The following is a 17,176-nucleotide window of genomic DNA, read 5'->3' on the forward strand; positions in this document are numbered from 1 at the left end:
GGTTGCCCGCAGTTTCGCAGGTTCAGCTGGCGGAGACCAGACCCAGGAGCGGTTCGGTGGGCATGATGCTGGTGGGATCGGCCGGAACCGCGCCCGGTGCGGACCAGCCCAGGACGGCGCCCCGGGGGAGATCGGCGGCGACGTCGGCCCACACGCCGTTCGCCGTGGCCTGCCCCTCGGCCGGACCCGCGGCGGTGAAGACGACCGCCACCTGCGGCGGGACCCGCAGAGCCGCCCGGTCCACCACCGACGCCGCCGTGGACTGGTGCACCTCCAGCATGATCTGCGGCAGGCCGCGCGAGGTCGCCATCGCGGCAAGCCGGTCGACCACTGCCTGCAGCTCCGCGAGGGGCACCGCGCCCGCCTCCGCGCCGTCGCCGGCCACCCGGAACTCCGGGTGCACCGACAGGCCGACGCCCGGCTTGGCCAGCAGCGGCTCGATCTCCTTGAGCTTCGCGGCCAGCGGCTTGTTGCCGGGCGCGACGTCGAGCAGCACGGGCTGGCCCGCCTCGCGGATCGCGTCGACCGCCGGTGCCAGCAGCTCCAGCGGCTGCTCGTCGACGTAGTCGCCGTCCTCCCCCGCCACCCCGGACCGCACGCTCGCGGTGACGGTGACCAGGGGCGTGCCGCCCAGCAGCTCGCCGTTGGCAGCGGCCGTGGCCACGGCGCCGGCTGCGGCGGCGGCCGGGTCGGTGGAACCGGCGGGCACGGTGTACGACGTCGACACGTACCGGCCCGGGAACAGCTGCAGCGTGCCGTCGGGCCGCGTCGTGCCCGACGTCGCCACGGCCACCTGCCAGCCCAGGTCGTCGGCCGAGCCGAACTCCCTGCCGATCCCGACCACGCCGAGCGGCTGGAGCGTACGGATGGTCTCGACGGTCTCCGGTCCGGCGACGATGCTGCCGCGCGGGACCGTCACCGGGACGGCGCCGGCGGCGAGTGCCGTGCCGATCGCCGCCTCCTGCCCGAGCTTCGGGTCCACCGCGACGAGGATCTCCTGCAACAGCTCAGGGTCCGCGACGTCGGGGATCTTCGCGCGCAGCCCGTCCACCTTGTTCGCGTCGAGGCGGTCAGCGGTGGGCATCTCGACCTTGGTCTCGTTCTGCTTCTTGTCGTCACCGCCGCCACGACCCGCGGCGGCAGCGGCCTCGGCGGCCGCGCTCAGCGCACCCGGGTCGAACCGGACCACGTCCGCCTTGCCGGTGGCCTCCCCGGCGGCGGCGACCGCCGCCTCGTCACCGATGACCACGACGGTGCTCACGCCGAGCCGTTCGAGCTCCGTGACGAGGTTGTCGTCCGAGACGCCGCCGTCGGTGAGGAGCACGGGGGCGGTGACGGCGGCTCCGGTGGCCGCGGCGGTCGAGCGCGCGTCGTCGTCGTCGGCCGATGCGAGCACGGCCACGGGAGACGCGTGGAAGAAGGCCTGGCTCGCGGTGAGCGCGAGCTCTGCGGGGTCCGTCGAGTCGAGCACGAGTGCCGGCCCGGACGGTTCACGGACCTGAAAGTTCTCCCCCGTCCTGCCGTCGACGCCCTCGGCCGTCGGCACCGTACAGCCGGTGAGGACGAGGGCGGCTGCCGCGAGCAGAGCCGCAGCGGTCGCAGATCGGTGGTGCGGGACAAATCGGGCGTTCCGGATGACCACGGATCACATTCTCCCCCACGACGCCGAGATGTGGAAACCCCGGGGTGGCGGCGGACCCAACGTCGGCCGACCTCCGGGTGAACAGGTCGCATGCGGACGAAGCGAGGTAGACGAACCCGTCAGTACACGTCCGCGTAGACTGTTCGTTCCGATCACCCGGACCGAACACGGAAGCAGATGGCGCGATGAGCACCACCACATCGAGCGGCCCGACCACCCGGGACCGCATCCTCGACGCGGCGACCGAGCTGTTCTACTCGCAGGGGATCCGCGCGGTGAGCGCGGACAAGATCATCGAGCGTGCCGGGATCACGAAGGTCACGTTCTACCGGCACTTCCGCACCAAGGACACGCTGGTCGTGGCCTATCTCGAACGGCAGGCAGCCTGGGAGCGCCAGGCGCTCGACGGCGTGCGCGCGGCCACCGGCGACGACGCCGAGGCCCTCCGCCGGTTCGCCCGCGCCGTCGGTACCGAGTCGTGCCGCCCGGGCTTCCGCGGCTGCTCGTTCATCAACGCGGCCGCCGAGTACGCCGACCCGGACAGCCTGGTCCGGAAGACCGTCGCGGAGCACCGCGCCTGGTACCGGCAGACGTTCGCCGCGATGGCCGGGCAGCTGGGCGTGGCCGACCCCGAGCAGGCGGCCGACGAGCTGATGATGCTGCGCGACGGTGCCATGCTGACCGGCTACCTCGACGACCCGTCCCGGGTGGGCGCCGCTCTGGAACGCGCGATCTTCGCGGTGGTCGACGCCGCCCGGGCCGGCTCACCCGCGTAGCCCGCACCCCGCACCGACCTGCGCGAGCCTGCCGCCACCTCATGTGGCGGCAGGCTCGCGCCGCTCGCCCCACAGCCCCCGTTCGGAGCGCTACTTGTGCCGTGCACATTCACCCCTTACGGTAGACGTACTAGTTCGTCTACATGGTCGGGGCTGCACGCGCACCGGCCTCGAGAAGGAGCACAACATGGCTGACAGCATCTACACAGCGGTCGCGACGTCCACCGGCGACGGCCGCCGCGGAGGCCAGGTCGTGTCCGACGACGGCGTGCTGGACCTCAACCTGGCCGTCCCGACCGCGATGGGCGGCCCGGGCGGGGGCACCAACCCGGAGCAGATGTTCGCCGCCGGCTGGGCGGCGTGCTTCCACAGCGCGCTGAAGTCCGTGGCCGCCGCGCACAAGGTGCAGATCAACGACTCCGCGGTGGTCGCCGAGGTCGGCATCGCACCGCTGGACGGCGGCGGCTACGGCCTGAGCGCCGCGCTGCACGTCGAGGTCGCCGGGGTGGACCAGGAGACCGCCGACAAGCTGGTCGAGGGCGCGCACGCGATGTGCCCGTACTCGAACGCGACGCGCGGCAACATCCCGGTGACGGTCGACGTCACGATCGCCTGAGCCGGAGCGCCAGTGTCAGAGGCTCAGGTCACCATGGTGACCTGAGCCTCTGACACGTCCGCCCTCGTCGAGAAGGAATCGCATGCCGTTCGCCGACCAGCTCATCAGTGACCGCACGGCCACCACCCTCACCGAGGCCGTGGCCGCGGCGGCACCGGGCGTCGCCCTGCACGCGCTGCCCGCGACGGTCGGCCGGCTCGACGAGCTCTCGCTCCGCGAGCGGGCGGACCTCCTGCGCGACGCGCTGCTGGCCGACCTCCCGGGCGGGTACGCGGACCTCGCCCGCGTGGTCCGCGCGGCGCGCGACGGCGCGAAGCCGTTCACCGGCTGGCTGATCTGGCCCGTCACGAGCGCCGTGGCGGCCAGGGCCGTCGAGGAGAAGACGGACGCCGCCTTCGACGACGCGATGGCTCTCCTGGCCGAGCTCACCGGGCGCCTCACCGCGGAGTTCGCGGTGCGCACCCTGCTGCGCCACGACCTGGACCGAGCCCTCGGCATCGCCGCGGACTGGGCCCGGTCGGACGACGTCGACGTGCGCAGGCTGGCCAGCGAGGGCACGCGCCCGTACCTGCCCTGGGCGGTGCGTGTGCCGGAGCTGCTCGCGCGCCCCGGGATGACCGTCCCCCTCCTCGACGCCCTGTACCGGGACGAGAGCGACTACGTGCGCCGCTCCGTCGCCAACCACCTCAACGACCTCAGCCGTGACCATCCCGAGCTGGTGGTCACCACGGCCGGGCGCTGGCTCGCCGAACCTGTCGCGACGACCCAGGGCCTCGTCCGGCATGCGCTCCGCACGCTGGTCAAGCGCGGGCACCCGGGCGCCCTCGGGCTGCTCGGGTTCGGCCCCGCCGCGCTCGAGATCGACGGTCCGGTGCTCGACGGCGACCGCGTACCGTTCGGCGGCACGCTCCGGTTCACGGCGGAGGTCCGCAACGTCGGCGCCGAGGAGGCGCGACTGTCCATCGACTACGTCGTCCACCATCGCAAGGCCAACGGCTCCCGGACCGCCAAGACGTTCAAGCTGACCACCCGCACCCTCGCCCCCGGCGAGCAGGTGCGGCTCAGCCGCGAGCACTCGTTCCGGCCGATCACGACCCGCCGCTACTACCCCGGGCCGCACGCCGTCGCGCTCCAGGTCAACGGTGTCGCCACGGATCTGGCCTCGTTCGAGCTGGACCAGCCGGCCGGCGTCTGACCGGCGGCGCAGGTCCGACGCCGTCAACCCAGCGAGGTCCGGACGATCCGGGTGACCACGTCGGCGAGATCCTGCGGGATCGGCCTACCACCGCTCAGGTACCGCCGCACGGCGGCATAGGGCAGGTCGACGACGACGAGCAGGAGCTCGGTGGTCGTCACCGACGTCGTGGCGCGGACCCGGCGCGTCAGGCCTCGGATCGCCTCGTTCCAGCGTGCGCTCTCCGCAGCCTCGGTCTCACGAGCCGCCTCGGGCCAGGCTTCGGCGTCGAACCGCGAGCGCCCCGCGAGCAGCACGTGCGCATGCGCCGGCTCCGCCTGGCACCACCGCACGGTGTAGGCGGCGAGCGCGGCGGACGCCTCGACCGGGTCCCCGTCGAACAGCGGGTACGCGTCGCTGTGGTAGCTCGCTGTCGCACGGTTCCAGAGGGCGGCGAGGAGCGCCGGCCGGTCGGGGAACCGGTAGTAGAGAGAGCCGCTCGGCACGCCGGCCTCGCGGATGACCGCCGCCATCGTGACCTTCGCCGGCCCGTCCGCACCGAGGATCCGGCCTGCCGCGTCGAGGATCGCCGAGGTGTCGTGGGTCGCGCGAGGCATGCGTTGACCGTACTCCAGCACCTCGTTAGAGTCCTGTCTCTAGAGAGTGCTCTCTACAATGATCTGGAGGAGACCATGCCACTGACCGCTGACGAGGTCTATGCGGCGGCGCCGTTCGTCAAGACGCTCGGTGTCGAGCTCGACCAGATCACGCCGGAGGCCGTCGTCGGGCGGCTGCCGTTCACGCACGACCTGTCGACGGTAGGGGGCGGGCTGCACGGCGGGGCGCTGATGGGGCTGGCCGACGGCACCGCCGCCGTCTGCGCCGCTGCGAACGGAGAGCCCGGAGCGCTGCCCGCGACCGTGGACTCCACCACCCACTTCCTGCGCCCCGTCGTGGGCCAGGCGGTCGCCACGGCCTCCCCGATCAGGTCGAGCGGCCGTCAGGTGCTCGTCGAGGTGCGGGTGACCGACGAGTCCGGCGAGCTGTGCGTGCACGTGCTCCAGACCGTGCGCCTGGTCCACACGGGAACGTAGCCGGGTGCCGTCGGACACCCTGCCGAGGACCGCGAAGGACCGCCGGAAAAACTCGTGCACATCCAGTCCCATCCGGTTGGCGATCGGCTCCGAACCACGGGCAAGACGCTCCGTGAGAACGCGGAGCGACGCCACACCGAGGAGAGACCGATGAACGTTCGTACCCGTAAGTCCTACGCAGCAGTCGGCATCACGGCCATCGCCCTGCTGGGCCTCACGGCCTGCTCGGGTTCGGAGGACGGCGCATCCGGCGGGAGCGAGACGACGGCGAGCGAGGAGACCGCGGCTCCCGAGGAGGAGCCCACGGACGAGATGACCGACGACATGGTCGACCCGGCCGCCAACCTCGTGGGCCCCGGCTGCGCGGGCTACGCCGAGCAGGTGCCGGACGGCCCCGGCTCGGTCACCGGCATGGCCACGGACCCGGTCGCCGTGGCCGCCTCCAACAACCCGCTGCTGAAGACCCTGGTCGCGGCGGTGAGCGGCGAGGTGAACCCCGACGTGAACCTCGTCGACACCCTGAACGGCGACGAGTTCACCGTGTTCGCTCCGGTCGACGACGCGTTCGCCGCGATCGACGCCGCGACGATGGACACCCTGTCCACGGACAGCGACCTGCTGACCCAGATCCTGACGTACCACGTGGTGCCCGGCCAGCTCACCCCTGACGAGGTCGTGGGCGAGCAGACCACCGTCCAGGGCGAGACCGTCGAGGTCACCGGCAGCGGTGACGAGCTCAAGGTGAACGACGCGAACGTGATCTGTGGTGGCGTGATGACCCAGAACGCGACCGTCTACCTCGTCGACTCGGTGCTCATGCCGAAGATGTGACAGTGCCCTGAGCGCTGAGCGGGCCCTCCGGGTCTCGACAGGCTCGACCACCGGTGGTCGAGCCTGTCGAGACCCGGAGGGCCCGCTTTTCTGTGCGCGCAGGAAGGAACGGGCGCGCACGAAGGAGCGGGCAACCCGTCGTGCGGGTTGCCCGCGGCCGGCGATCAGGCGCCGAGGACCACTACCGGGTCGGTCGTCGGCTGCTCGGAGCCGGCCTCCGGCTCGACGGTCACGGCCATCCCGATGCCCTCGACACCCTGGACCAGCGACGCCGTCTCGCCGTCCCGCACGGAGAGGACACCCGCCGAGGAGACGCTGCCGTCCTCCGCGACCACCCAGAGCTGGTAGGCGCGCCCGGCGCCCGGCTCGGGCAGATCATCGGCACGGAAGAACATGTCGTCGTCGGCGACCAGCACCGACGCCTGTCCGCCGCCCTCGACGGTGCCGCGGAGGATCGAGGAGTCAGGGTCGACCAGCATCTCCGACACGATCTCGCTCTGCTCCCGGAGCCGGTCGCGGTCCGCCGTCACCTGCACGGCGATGGTCGTCGGCACGGCGATGGCCGCCGCGGCGGCCACGGCGGTGAGCCCGACACCCCAGCGACGGACCCGTCGGCGCGCGGCGAGGTCGACGACGTCACCGCCACCACCCGCCGTCGGTCCCTGACCCGTCGGTACGGCCGCAGCCGGCGACGGCGTGACCGTGCCGGACGACTCATCAGTGCCCGACGGCTCAGTCGGAGCGCTCGTGCCGAAGACCTGCGGTGTGTTGCGCACGCGGTCGAGCACGCTCGCACGCAGCGCGGCCGGGGGTTCGGTGTCGACGGCGAACGACGCCAGGACCTCGTGGTACTCGTCCAGGGCGCGGCGCGCGGCGGCGTCCGACTCGAGGAGCCGCTCCACGGACCTGCGTTCCAGGTCGTCGAGGGCGTCCAGTGCGTACCCGGGCAGGAGGTCACGGATGTCGCCGCGCGCGTCGCCCCTGGTCCCGCCGTCGTTTCGGTCAGACACGGTGCGCCACCCCCAGGCAGTCCCGCAGCCGGATGAGCCCGTCGCGGATCCGGCTCTTCACCGTCGGGAGCGCCGCGTCGAGCTGCTCCGCGACCTCGCGATAGGTGAGGCCGCCGTAGTACGCGACCACCACCGCCTCGCGCTGGGTCGGCGTGAGCCCCTCGATGCAGCGGCGCACGGCAGAGCCTTCGAGGCTGCGTTCGACGTCCTCGACGACGACGTCACGCGCCGACTCACCGGTGCGCAGGTCGGTATCGCGCTGGTCCCGGTCACGGCGGGCCTGCTCCGAGCGGACGCGGTCCACCGCGCGCCGTCGGGCGAGTGTCGCGACCCAGGTGCGTGCGGAGCCGCGCGCCGCGTCGAACCGTGCCGCTGTCTGCCACACCTCCACCATTACCTCCTGGGTCACTTCGGCCGCGTGGTCGGGGTCCCGGAGGACGCCGAGCGACGCGCCGTACGCTACCGGGGCCAGCGCGTCGTACACAGGAGTGAACGACGCCGGGTCACCGCCGGCGCACGCCGTGAGGAGCGCGTCGACGGAATCGCGCGAGGAAGTCCGGACTGGTGGTGATGCCACCGGCCCAGTCTGCCTCACGCAGACCCGTTCATCTCTACACACCAGGTTCGGTGCCGAGACGTTATCGGATGGGCGTGCATCAGCCGCACATCTGTGATCCGGCGCACGCTCGCCTCACCAGTCGTGGACGGATCCGTCCTGGAGGCGGTTGACCGGGAGGTAACCGGGCTCGTACGGGTGGGCGGCGGCCAGCTCCTCGTCCAGCTCGACGCCGATACCCGGGGCCGCGCCCGGGTGGAGGTAGCCGTCGTCGAACGTGTACGCGTGGCGGAAGACCTCGTTGGTGAGGTCCGTGTGCCCCGAGTACTCCTGGATGCCGAAGTTGTGGATCGCGAGGTCGAGGTGCAGCGCGGCGGCCATCCCCACCGGCGAGATGTCCTCCGGCCCGTGGATCGCGCTCTTGATCCCACGCTGGCCGGCGTAGTCGAACAGCTTCTTCAGGGGGCTCACGCCGCCGAAGTGCGTGACGGCGGAGCGCACGTAGTCGATGAGCCGGTCGTCGACGAGCGTCTGGTAGTCGAAGACGGTGTTGAACACCTCGCCGATCGCCAGCGGCGTCGTCGTGTGCTGCCGCACCAGGCGCAGCGCCTCCTGGTCCTCGGCAGGCGTGCAGTCCTCGAGCCAGAACAGGTCGTACGGCTCCAGGTCCTTGCCGAGCCGGGCCGCCTCGATCGGGGACAGCCGGTGGTGCGCGTCGTGCAGCAGCGGCAGGTCCGGGCCGAACTCGTTGCGCACGGCCTCGAACACGCGCGGGATGTACCGCAGGTACGCGGCGGTGTCCCAGTCCTCGACCACTGGCCGGGCGAGCACGTCCGGCGCCGACCCGTCTGCCGACGTCGTCGCGTGGACCCCGTAGACCGACTTCAGACCCGGCACGCCGCTCTGCACGCGGATACTGCGGTAACCGCGCTCCTGCATCGCCCGCACGGAGTCGAAGATCTCGGGCAGGCTCGCGCCGCTCGCGTGCCCGTAGGCCATGATCCGGTCCCGGCTGGCGCCGCCGAGGAGCTGGTACAGCGGCAGGCCGGCGACCTTCGCCTTGATGTCCCACAGCGCGACGTCGACGGCGGCGATGGCCGCCATCGTGACGGGACCCCGGCGCCAGTACGCGCCGCGGTAGAGGTACTGCCAGGCGTCCTCGATCCGGTGCGGGTCCCGGCCGATCAGCAGCGGCGCGACGTGGTCGCGCAGGTAGCTGACGACGGCCAGCTCCCGCCCGTTGAGGGTCGCGTCGCCGAGCCCCGTCACACCGTCGTCGGTGGTGATCTGGAGCGTGACGAAGTTACGGCCGGGCGAGGTGACGACGACCTTCGCGTCGACGATCTTCATGCGGAGACCTTCTGCTGGCAGTTGAGGATTTCGGGACTGGCAGTCCGAACCGTGGGGCCTCGACTCAGATGATCGAGGCAGCCCTGTCGACGGAGGTGGGTGGATCTGCGTCGACCGCGATCAGCACACCGTCGTCGTACTCCATCAACGTGACAGTATCCAGCGTGCTGCCACCGCTTCGGATGATGCGCACCAGATCGCGGGCACAGCGACGGGACGAACTGACCACATCGCCACTACCGAAGCCCGCGTCGATGGCCTCGGGAGACACCAGACGCCCACCAAGCTCGTGGTCGTCGAGACGCCCTGCCCACCACCGCGCACGCGCGCGTTCGTGTGCAGTCGCCCTGTCTGTCTCGACCGACACGATGATCAGCTGCCGACAGGCAGCCTTCGAGAGCGACAGGAGCAGCCGCTCTCCGAAGGCAGGTGTGGACATGGTGCTCTCGACCACGATGTCGAGCCCGCTCTCGAGCGCGGGCCGCCGCACCGCGTTGCACACCTCGGTCGACACCGTCTGCAGCAACGGGGAAAGGTCCAAGGGCATGACATTCCGCCCATCGGGCAGAACCCGCGAGAGGACGGCGCTGTAGGTCCCAGCATCCACACACCAGCGCGCGAGGAATTCCTTGGCGACGTCGGCATCGATCACAAGACGTGAGCGGACGTCCTGCACGGCTGTCGACAAGGTCGAGCTCTTGCCCGCGCCAGGCGGTGACCACCACGCACGTCCCGCCTCGCGTCACGCTCTCAGCGTGCGTCTCCAGGTACCAGTCACGAGCGACCCGCACGAGTCGGCGCCGCTCCGCGCGCGTAAGGATCACATCCAGCGGGCGCTCTTCCGAGATCACGGCCAGCGCCGCTGCGTGAACCTCGTCGTGCAGCTCACTCACGCGCATCAAGGATCAGGTCAACCTCGGACTCGGTGAGAAACCCACCTTCGAGCAGTACCTCGACGTCTTCCTCAGACGAACCGGGTAGAACACCATCGACAGGGTCAACAATGCGGGGCAGCCAAGCCCTCATCTCCCGCAGACGTCGGAGCATCTGGTCGGTCGTGCACTTGCCCACGTGCCTCTCGAGGACGATTTCTTCGACAGACTCACCGACGCCCAACACCTTGGCCCTTGCGATCAGCCGATGCACGGCGGACTGAGACATATGCACGGCACGCGCGATGTCGCGCTGTGGCATTCCACCTTCAGCCGCGAGGTACACGCGCCGGGTCCGCTCGATCTCCGCCAGACGCGCGCGGACATAGGCCATCTTCAGGTCCGACTCATCAACACGGGCAATGTTGTTCGACATGGCGACCTCCTGCCACGAGGCTACGCGGTGATTCATTTTGAATCAACCGCCGACAGCAGCTCCGCCACCTCGCCGGGGATCGGTACTGAACGCGCGACCGGATGCCACCTCGATGAGGTCGGTGGCCTCCAGGCGGCGCAGCACCTCCCGGACCACCTTCCGGCTGGACGCGGAGCCGCGCAACGAACAGCTCAGCACTGGTCGTACGTGTACCCCTGGTCGCCCGGGCCCACCAGCATGGTGTCGCGCAGGATCGTCAGCGGCGCGCGGTCAGGGTCGTCGCAGACCGCGTCGAACCCACCCTCGAGCTCCTCGATGTACTCGATCTGGAGCACGTGCTCCTTGTAGACGTCGGTGTAGGCGGCGCACTCGTTCCAGACGGAGCACTCCTCGGTGACCGCGAAGTCGAACCCGAGCGCCTCCCCGTCCACCGTGACCTCCGCGGCGTTCTTCTGCCCGATTGCGAGGCCTGCGTCGTGGGCCAGCTCGATGTACGAGGAGGCGAGCGCGAAGGCGTCCTCCTGCTCGATCAGCCCCGTGCCCGGGTCGGGGAATCGCGTCCACGTGTCGAAGTTGTCGATCTCGACACCGTCGAAGCCGTCGGCCGAGCACCCGGTGATCACGGAGCCGAGCACATCGAGGATGCCGTCGCGCTTCGCCTCCGTCGAGGGGTCGAGGATGTACTCGTCAGGCCACTCCGGATCGATGACGAGGTCTCCGGAGGCGTCGTGGAGCAGCAGGTCCTCGTGCTCGTCGAGCCAGAAGTCCGCGTCGCCCGGCTGGGTCTGGAACCCGTTGACGTAGCAGATGTTGTAGGCACCGGCGGCGGGCTCGGCCGTGGCGTCGCGGACCACGACGTCGAGCCCGCCGTCGAGCTCGTAGGCGGCACCGAGCTGGTAGTCGAACACCCCGCTCGTGGGCGGGAGGGTGACGGCGGCGGTGTCAGCCACGTCCGCGCTCGGATCCACCTCCTGCCCCGTGGCGGAGCCGGCCTGACAGGCCGTGAGCGTGAGGACGACAAGCGCTGCGGTGATGAGCTGAGGCATCTGGCGATCGTAGGGGGAACCTCGCGGCGACAACCCTGACGGCGGGCAACTGATCAATCGGGGTGATCGGTTCCGCCCGGCACAGGGCCTACGGCACCGTGGCGAGCGCCTGCGCGATCGGCGTCTCACCGTTGCCGAACGGGATGGTGCGTCCGACGGTGCTGTCGTCGGCCAGGACGGCCGCGGCCACGGCCGCGACGTCGGCACGGGAGACCCTGCCGTCGCCCGGGTCGGCCACCTCGACGAGTCCCGTGGGCTCGTCGAGCGTCAGCGGGCCGGGCTGCAGGATCGTGTAGTCGAGGTCGGAGGCACGCAGGTGCTCGTCGGCCGCCGTCTTCGACTCGGCGTAGGCGAAGAACGAGTTGTCCTCCGGCACCCCGTGACCAGGCCCGGCACCGAGGTACGACACCATCACATAGCGCGATACGCCCGCCGCCTGCGCGGCGTCCATCGAGCGGACGGCGGCATCGCGGTCGACGGCGTAGGTGCGCTCCGGGTTCCCGCCGCCCGCGCCGGCCGACCAGACCACCGCGTCCTGCCCGTCCAGGAGCGCGGTCAGCCCGTCGGTGTCGAGGTGCTCGACGTCGGCGATCACCGGGATCGCTCCGGTGGCCGCTACCTCGTCCCCGTGGTCGGGATTGCGGATCACGCTCGTGACGACGTCGCCTCGCTCCACGAGGAGAGGGGCGAGCCGGAGCGCGATCTTGCCGTGGCCACCGATGATCAGAACGCGGGACATGGTGCTTCCTTCCGTCGGGTTCGGCTCCAGGCTATGCCGGAAGTCGCTGATTCCAGGTCAGCGACTGCTGTGGCGGGAGGGTCAGGCCGAGTGTTCCCGGGTATCACCTTGGTTGGCCTCAGCGGCGTCGACGGTCTGGGCCAGGAGGACGGCGATGGTCGTGGGTCCGACACCGCCGGGCACTGGAGTGATGAGGCGAGCTCGGCTTGCTGCTGACGTGTATTCGACGTCGCCGATGTTGCCGGGGTTGTAGCCGGCGTCGATGACGACCGCGCCGGGCTTGATCCAATCGCCCCTGATGAGTTCGGGTCGTCCGACGGCAGCGACGACGATGTCGGCCTCACCGACGACATCGGGCAGGTTCGCGGTCTTGGAGTGGCAGTAGGTGACGGTCGCGTCGCGGGCGAGCAGCAGCATTCCTACCGGCTTGCCCAAGATGGGGCTGCGACCGACCACGACGGCCCGCTGCCCGGCGGGGTCGACGTCGTAGGCGTCGAGAATGCGCATGATCCCGCCGGGCGTGCACGAGGCGAACCCAGGCTCGGCCAGGGCCATGGCGGCGAAGGACGCTGCTGTCACGCCGTCGACGTCCTTGGTTGAGGCGATCGCCTCGAACACGGCCCGCTCGTCGATCTGGGCGGGCATCGGGTGCTGGACCAGGATCCCGTCGACACTCTCGTCAGCAGACAGGTCGCGCACGAGCTGAACGGCGTCCTCGGTGGTGGCGTCGTTGCCGAGATGGTATCGACGCGAGTCCAGACCGGCCGATCGGCACCGGTTGGTCTTCATTCGTACGTAGGTCTGCGAGGCCGGGTCGTCACCGACAAGGAGTGTCGCTAAGCATGGCTTGCGACCGCTGGCACGCTCGAACCGCGCAGCCCGGCGCGTGGTGTCCTGATGTATGGCGTCGGCGACTGCGGTGCCATCCATGATGATCGCGCTCATGGCAACTCCTCAAGAGTGAGGAGCACCCAGGCGGTCGATGCGTCCGAACGTCGCTCCCTGGTGGTGACCCACCCGCGCCAGTCGCGATGTCGTAAGACTACCGGTCGGTGAGACTGCCGGCGGTTACGGCTGGAGCGAAACCGTTGGCCCTGCGCCGTGAGATCGAAAGCGATCTTACTGGCCAAGCTTCCGGGTTCGGGTCTGCGGTCGGGCTCTTCAGCACCAGATCACCGCTGGCTACCCGGCGGACAGTTGTACGGCCCGTGGGGCCGGCGCGGCTCGTGCGGCCGCCTCTGACCCTGGGACGGAGCCGCCGCCGGAATCTCGACATGCGCCACGAGAGCCGGCCGCGAGATCCCGTCACATCAAGAATGAAATGCGCATTTTTCGCCCAGTCGTGGTCGGATGTGGTACGTCCGAAAATTCCACAGCACCGTTGCCGTGAGGAAACCGATGACCGAGCGTGTCCTGCCCGACGCCGACACGATCGAGGCCGCGCTGGCCTCGCACGACGGCCCCTGGGGAGCGGGCGCGCGAGTTCTCTCGGTGGTGGACCAGTCGACCGCCTTCGGTCAGGCAGCGGTCCTGCGGGCGAGCATCGCGGCGCCGAACACCTGCCCTTCCCTGTGGGCGGTCAAGATCCTGGGCTGGGGCCGCCATACCCTGCTCGACTCGCGCGACAGCCTCCTGGACCGCCGCGAGGCGCACTTCTACGGCAGCGGCATCTCCGACCTGCTGCCCAACGGGCTGACGACGCCACCGGCCGCGACGGTGTTCAGCCACCACGGCTTCACCTGGGTGGTGATGCGTGACATCGGCGCCGTCCTGCAGCAGAGCTGGACCCCCGACACCGCGACGATCGCCGCCAGGCGTGCCGCACTCCTGTACATCCCGGGCGTGCTGCGCCCCGGCCTGCTGGACGCCCCCTGGCTGGAGCTGGAGGGCTACGCCGCCTACACCCATCACATCCAGGCGGGCCACGAGAACCTCGAGGCACTGGCCGACGACCCGCTGCTCCGGGCGCTGTTCACCCCCGATCAGATCCGCGACCTGCACACCTGCCTGGACGCGTCGGAGAGCCTGGGCGCACGCGCCGCGGAACTGCCCAAGACCCTGGTCCACGGCGATCTCACGCCCCGCAACGCCGGGCTGGACCCGCGCGGCACCCTCGCCCTCATCGACTGGGAGCACGTAGGCGTCGGCCCCGTGGGGTTCGACCTCGGCACCTTCGTCTCCCTCTACCGCGGGTTCGGCGGCTCCGGCGAGCTGGACGAGCCGGCAGTCCTCGAGACGTACGGCCGAGCCCTCAGCGATCTCGCCGGGATCGACCTGCGCCATGCCGCGGCCCTCGGCTTCGCGATCGCGCACCTGACCTGGGGGCTGCACCTCCGCCTCGGCCCCGGTCTGACGCTGGTGCGCCAGGGTTTCCAGCACGACAACCCGGCGAAGCTCGCCGCGCACCTCGACGACATCCGGTCCGGATGCCTGCGCGCCCTGTCCTGGGCGGCCGCGGCCAGAGTCGTGACGGCGGTCCGCTGATCCCGTCCTCAGCCGCCGGCCCGAGCGCCGGCCGGCTCAGCCCACAGTGGTCAGGGCGCGGCGCTCGCCCAGCACCTCGGCCGGTGCCGGCACCAGCCGCCACCCGAGGCCGTCCCACACGGTCCGGACGGCGACAGCCGCCCACGCCACCACCAGCCCGGCGAAGAGCAGCACGGAGAGCACCGCGAGCGCCGTCAGCCCGGTGTGCGCGGCGAGCCCGGCGGTCGCCGTCACGCAGGTGCCGACCGGGAACGTGAACGACCACCAGGTGAGCGAGAACGGCAGCCCGTGGACCGCGGCGCGCACCGTGACGGCGGCGGCGATCGCCGCCCACATCAGGGCGAAGCCCAGCACCGAGACCCCGAAGACGACGGCGAAGTACACGAGCCCACGCTCGAACGTGGCCCCGAACGTGCCGGCGGCGTTGGCCGCCAGCAGGCTGGCCGCGGTGACCGACTGGCCGAGCGGGCCGAGCGCTATCCACAGGGTGGGGACCATCCTGGCCGCGCCCACCTGGTGGTGCATCAGCCGGCTCCAGAGCTGGGGCAGGATCACGAGCGACGCGACGAGGCTCAGCCCGAACATCGCGTAGCAGGCCAGGAGCATCGTCTCGCGGGCCTCCCCCGGCGCGATGTGCGGCAGCAGGAGCGCGCCGGTCGCGGCCGAGACCATGGGCGGGACCACGGGCATGAGCCATCCGGCGAACGCCGCGTCGGGCGCGTTCCGGTGCCGGGTGAAGGCGAGGTAGGGCACGGCCACGGCGCTGACCAGGCCTGCGAGCGTCCCTACGGTCCACAGCACCGCGTCGATGGCGACCGCGGCCTGCAGGCCCACCACGTCCCGGCCGATCAGGAGCGTCCCGGCGCCCACGGTGAGCAGCGCCATCGGCGGGGCGCCGTAGAAGTGCGCCATCACCGGGTCGGCGTGGTGCGCACGCGCGGCCGCGGGGTGCCGCAGCCAGTGCAGCACGGTGGCGGTCAGGAAGAAGACGAGCATCGCGGACGCGAGCAGCCAGAGGCCGACCGCGGCCTGGCGCAGGCCCGGGATGTGGACGGGCAGCGTCACCGCGGCGTTGGCGACTATCCCGGTGCCCATCACCGAGGCGAACCAGTTGGGTGTCACGTTCGCGATGCTGAAGCGGGCCATACGCCTCAGTCTCCCTACCGGTGGACCTGGCCGGTATCCTCGATCTCATTGTGGAACCACAACCTCACGTTGTAGCTGGGAGCGGTGTGGATCTCCCGTCGCTCCGGCTCCTCTCGGCGATCGCGGAGGTCGGCTCGATCACCGCCGCGAGCAGGACGCTGGGTATCACCCAGCAGGCGGCGTCGACCCGGATGCGCCGGCTGGAACGCATGCTCGGGGTGGCGCTCCTGGTCCGCGGGCCGCGCGGCAGCACGCTCACCCTCGACGGCACGATGGCGGCGCAGTGGGCAGCCGAGACGGTCGAGGCGGCCGACCGGTTCGACGCCGGTGTCGCCGCGCTGCGCACCGCCGGTCACGCACGACCCCTGGCGATCGCCGCGAGCCTCACGGTCGCGGAGTACCTGCTCCCTCGCTGGCTCATGACGCTCCGGGGCCAGGACGCCACCGAGCACGCCGTCTCGGTGACCGCGACGAACAGCGCGCACGCCATCGAGCTGGTCACCGACCGCAGCCACCAGCTCGGGTTCGTGGAGACGCCCACCGAGATCCCGGGCCTGGTCACCACCATCGTCGCGAAGGACGAGCTCGTCGCCGTCGTCGCACCGCAGCATCCCTGGGCCCGACGGCGGGGCGTGACCGCCGCCGAGCTCGCGCGCACACCGCTCGTCACCCGCGAGAAGGGCTCCGGCACCCGGCTCAGCGCCGAACGGCTCCTGACCGACGCCGGGCACGAGATCGCCACCCCGCTGGCCGAGCTCCCGACCACAGCGGCGGTGCGGACGGCCGTCGCGTCGGGTGCGGCGCCGGCGGTGCTCAGCATCCTGGCCGTCCGGGACGACCTCACCGCCGGCCGGCTGGTCCGCGTCCCCGTCAAGGGCCTGCGCTTCGTCCGTGAGCTGCGCGCCATCCGGTCCCCCGGGGCGTCGCCCCTCCCGCTGCTGGAGAAGCTGCTGACAGTCGCGGCGCGAAACGGCTGAGCCGACGGCGCCCTCGCCGGCCACCTCACGCTCCGGGATCAGCCCTCGGCGTCGAACCGCACCCGCGCCCGCTCGACGTCGGGCATGTTCTCGGCACTCCAGTGGAACAGCGCGTCGATGAGGTCCTGGATGGATCGCCCGAGTGCCGAGATGCGGTACTCGACGGCGATCGGGCGCGAGCTCACGACGACCCGGTCGACCATCCCGTTGCGCTCGAGGCGCCGCAGCGTCGCCGTCAGCGACTTCTGGGTGACGACCGGGATGGCGCGGCGCAGCTCGTTGAACCGCAGCGGCTGCTCGCACAGCTCGTCCAGCACCTGCAGCGACCACTTGTCGAGCACCTGGTCGAGCAGCTCACGGTGGTGCGCGGAGATCAGTATGCGCTCTGCGTGTTCGGTGGTATCCGGCATGAAACCTAGTCTCGTTG

Annotated in this window: 18 protein-coding genes, 1 pseudogene and 1 riboswitch; of the genes and pseudogenes, 7 read left to right on the forward strand and 12 right to left on the reverse strand. The window is 71.0% G+C overall.

What is annotated here, in order from left to right:
• Window positions 1-22: 22 nt before the first annotated feature.
• Window positions 23-1,642: a hypothetical protein gene (locus ACQEVI_RS08500; protein WP_432896861.1), complete on the reverse strand. Its 1,620-nt coding sequence runs from the start codon at window positions 1,640-1,642 to the stop codon at window positions 23-25.
• A 185-nt stretch (window positions 1,643-1,827) separates the two neighbouring features.
• Here ACQEVI_RS08500 and ACQEVI_RS08505 point away from each other — a divergent pair, with 185 nt between their 5' ends.
• From ACQEVI_RS08505 to ACQEVI_RS08515, 3 genes are all read left to right on the forward strand, one after another.
• Entirely contained in the window at window positions 1,828-2,418 is a 591-nt protein-coding gene (locus tag ACQEVI_RS08505; RefSeq protein ID WP_432896863.1) for a TetR/AcrR family transcriptional regulator, read from the forward strand.
• Between the two features lie 187 nt (window positions 2,419-2,605).
• Window positions 2,606-3,034, forward strand: a complete 429-nt coding sequence (locus ACQEVI_RS08510) for an organic hydroperoxide resistance protein (RefSeq protein ID WP_432896866.1) — start codon at window positions 2,606-2,608, stop codon at window positions 3,032-3,034.
• An 82-nt stretch (window positions 3,035-3,116) separates the two neighbouring features.
• Window positions 3,117-4,229, forward strand: coding sequence for a DNA alkylation repair protein (locus ACQEVI_RS08515; protein WP_432896869.1), 1,113 nt, complete (start codon window positions 3,117-3,119; stop codon window positions 4,227-4,229).
• A 23-nt stretch (window positions 4,230-4,252) separates the two neighbouring features.
• Here ACQEVI_RS08515 and ACQEVI_RS08520 read toward each other — a convergent pair whose 3' ends face one another.
• Window positions 4,253-4,825 (reverse strand): TetR/AcrR family transcriptional regulator, encoded by a 573-nt coding sequence (locus ACQEVI_RS08520; RefSeq protein WP_432896872.1) that lies wholly within the window; start codon window positions 4,823-4,825, stop codon window positions 4,253-4,255.
• A gap of 75 nt (window positions 4,826-4,900) precedes the next feature.
• Here ACQEVI_RS08520 and ACQEVI_RS08525 point away from each other — a divergent pair, with 75 nt between their 5' ends.
• Both ACQEVI_RS08525 and ACQEVI_RS08530 read left to right on the forward strand, forming a co-directional pair.
• A complete protein-coding gene (locus ACQEVI_RS08525) occupies window positions 4,901-5,302 on the forward strand; it encodes a PaaI family thioesterase (RefSeq protein WP_432896875.1) in 402 nt (133 codons plus the stop codon).
• A gap of 150 nt (window positions 5,303-5,452) precedes the next feature.
• The gene (locus ACQEVI_RS08530) at window positions 5,453-6,133 is read left to right on the forward strand and encodes a fasciclin domain-containing protein (protein ID WP_432896878.1); all 681 of its coding nucleotides are present in this window, start codon (window positions 5,453-5,455) and stop codon (window positions 6,131-6,133) included.
• A 164-nt stretch (window positions 6,134-6,297) separates the two neighbouring features.
• Here the strand turns inward: ACQEVI_RS08530 and ACQEVI_RS08535 are convergent, their stop codons facing one another.
• From ACQEVI_RS08535 to ACQEVI_RS08570, 8 genes and pseudogenes are all read right to left on the reverse strand, one after another.
• Complete coding sequence (locus ACQEVI_RS08535; RefSeq protein ID WP_432896881.1) at window positions 6,298-7,143, reverse strand: anti-sigma factor domain-containing protein; 846 nt, start codon at window positions 7,141-7,143, stop codon at window positions 6,298-6,300.
• On the reverse strand, window positions 7,136-7,720 hold the full coding sequence (gene sigK / locus ACQEVI_RS08540; protein ID WP_432896884.1) for an ECF RNA polymerase sigma factor SigK: 585 nt from the start codon (window positions 7,718-7,720) through the stop codon (window positions 7,136-7,138). The genes ACQEVI_RS08535 and sigK overlap by 8 nt, the downstream gene beginning before the upstream one ends.
• A gap of 114 nt (window positions 7,721-7,834) precedes the next feature.
• On the reverse strand, window positions 7,835-9,049 hold the full coding sequence (gene manD, locus ACQEVI_RS08545) for a D-mannonate dehydratase ManD (RefSeq protein WP_432896888.1): 1,215 nt from the start codon (window positions 9,047-9,049) through the stop codon (window positions 7,835-7,837).
• A gap of 64 nt (window positions 9,050-9,113) precedes the next feature.
• Window positions 9,114-9,749 (reverse strand): annotated as a pseudogene (locus tag ACQEVI_RS08550) (zeta toxin family protein); the annotation flags it as partial.
• A gap of 185 nt (window positions 9,750-9,934) precedes the next feature.
• A complete protein-coding gene (locus ACQEVI_RS08555) occupies window positions 9,935-10,357 on the reverse strand; it encodes a sigma factor-like helix-turn-helix DNA-binding protein (RefSeq protein WP_432896891.1) in 423 nt (140 codons plus the stop codon).
• A gap of 191 nt (window positions 10,358-10,548) precedes the next feature.
• A complete protein-coding gene (locus ACQEVI_RS08560) occupies window positions 10,549-11,403 on the reverse strand; it encodes an endo alpha-1,4 polygalactosaminidase (protein WP_432896894.1) in 855 nt (284 codons plus the stop codon).
• A gap of 88 nt (window positions 11,404-11,491) precedes the next feature.
• Window positions 11,492-12,142, reverse strand: coding sequence for an SDR family oxidoreductase (locus tag ACQEVI_RS08565; protein WP_432896897.1), 651 nt, complete (start codon window positions 12,140-12,142; stop codon window positions 11,492-11,494).
• 81 nt (window positions 12,143-12,223) lie between these two features.
• Complete coding sequence (locus tag ACQEVI_RS08570) at window positions 12,224-13,087, reverse strand: bifunctional 5,10-methylenetetrahydrofolate dehydrogenase/5,10-methenyltetrahydrofolate cyclohydrolase (RefSeq protein WP_432896900.1); 864 nt, start codon at window positions 13,085-13,087, stop codon at window positions 12,224-12,226.
• Window positions 13,088-13,104: 17 nt separating this feature from the next.
• Window positions 13,105-13,182: riboswitch (ZMP/ZTP riboswitch) on the reverse strand.
• Between the two features lie 358 nt (window positions 13,183-13,540).
• On the opposite strand from ACQEVI_RS08570, the gene ACQEVI_RS08575 reads away from it, so the two are divergent.
• The gene (locus ACQEVI_RS08575; RefSeq protein WP_432896903.1) at window positions 13,541-14,626 is read left to right on the forward strand and encodes a phosphotransferase family protein; all 1,086 of its coding nucleotides are present in this window, start codon (window positions 13,541-13,543) and stop codon (window positions 14,624-14,626) included.
• A gap of 36 nt (window positions 14,627-14,662) precedes the next feature.
• On the opposite strand, the gene ACQEVI_RS08580 is transcribed toward ACQEVI_RS08575, so the two are convergent.
• Window positions 14,663-15,772, reverse strand: coding sequence for a TDT family transporter (locus ACQEVI_RS08580; RefSeq protein ID WP_432896905.1), 1,110 nt, complete (start codon window positions 15,770-15,772; stop codon window positions 14,663-14,665).
• Window positions 15,773-15,858: 86 nt separating this feature from the next.
• Between ACQEVI_RS08580 and ACQEVI_RS08585 the strand changes: the two genes are divergently transcribed.
• Window positions 15,859-16,749, forward strand: coding sequence for a LysR family transcriptional regulator (locus ACQEVI_RS08585; RefSeq protein ID WP_432896908.1), 891 nt, complete (start codon window positions 15,859-15,861; stop codon window positions 16,747-16,749).
• Window positions 16,750-16,787: 38 nt separating this feature from the next.
• Here the strand turns inward: ACQEVI_RS08585 and ACQEVI_RS08590 are convergent, their stop codons facing one another.
• A complete protein-coding gene (locus ACQEVI_RS08590; RefSeq protein ID WP_432896911.1) occupies window positions 16,788-17,159 on the reverse strand; it encodes a winged helix-turn-helix transcriptional regulator in 372 nt (123 codons plus the stop codon).
• Between the last annotated feature and the right edge of the window lie 17 nt (window positions 17,160-17,176).

The organism is Promicromonospora sp. CA-289599 (assembly GCF_050936155.1).
Lineage (GTDB): Bacteria > Actinomycetota > Actinomycetes > Actinomycetales > Cellulomonadaceae > Promicromonospora.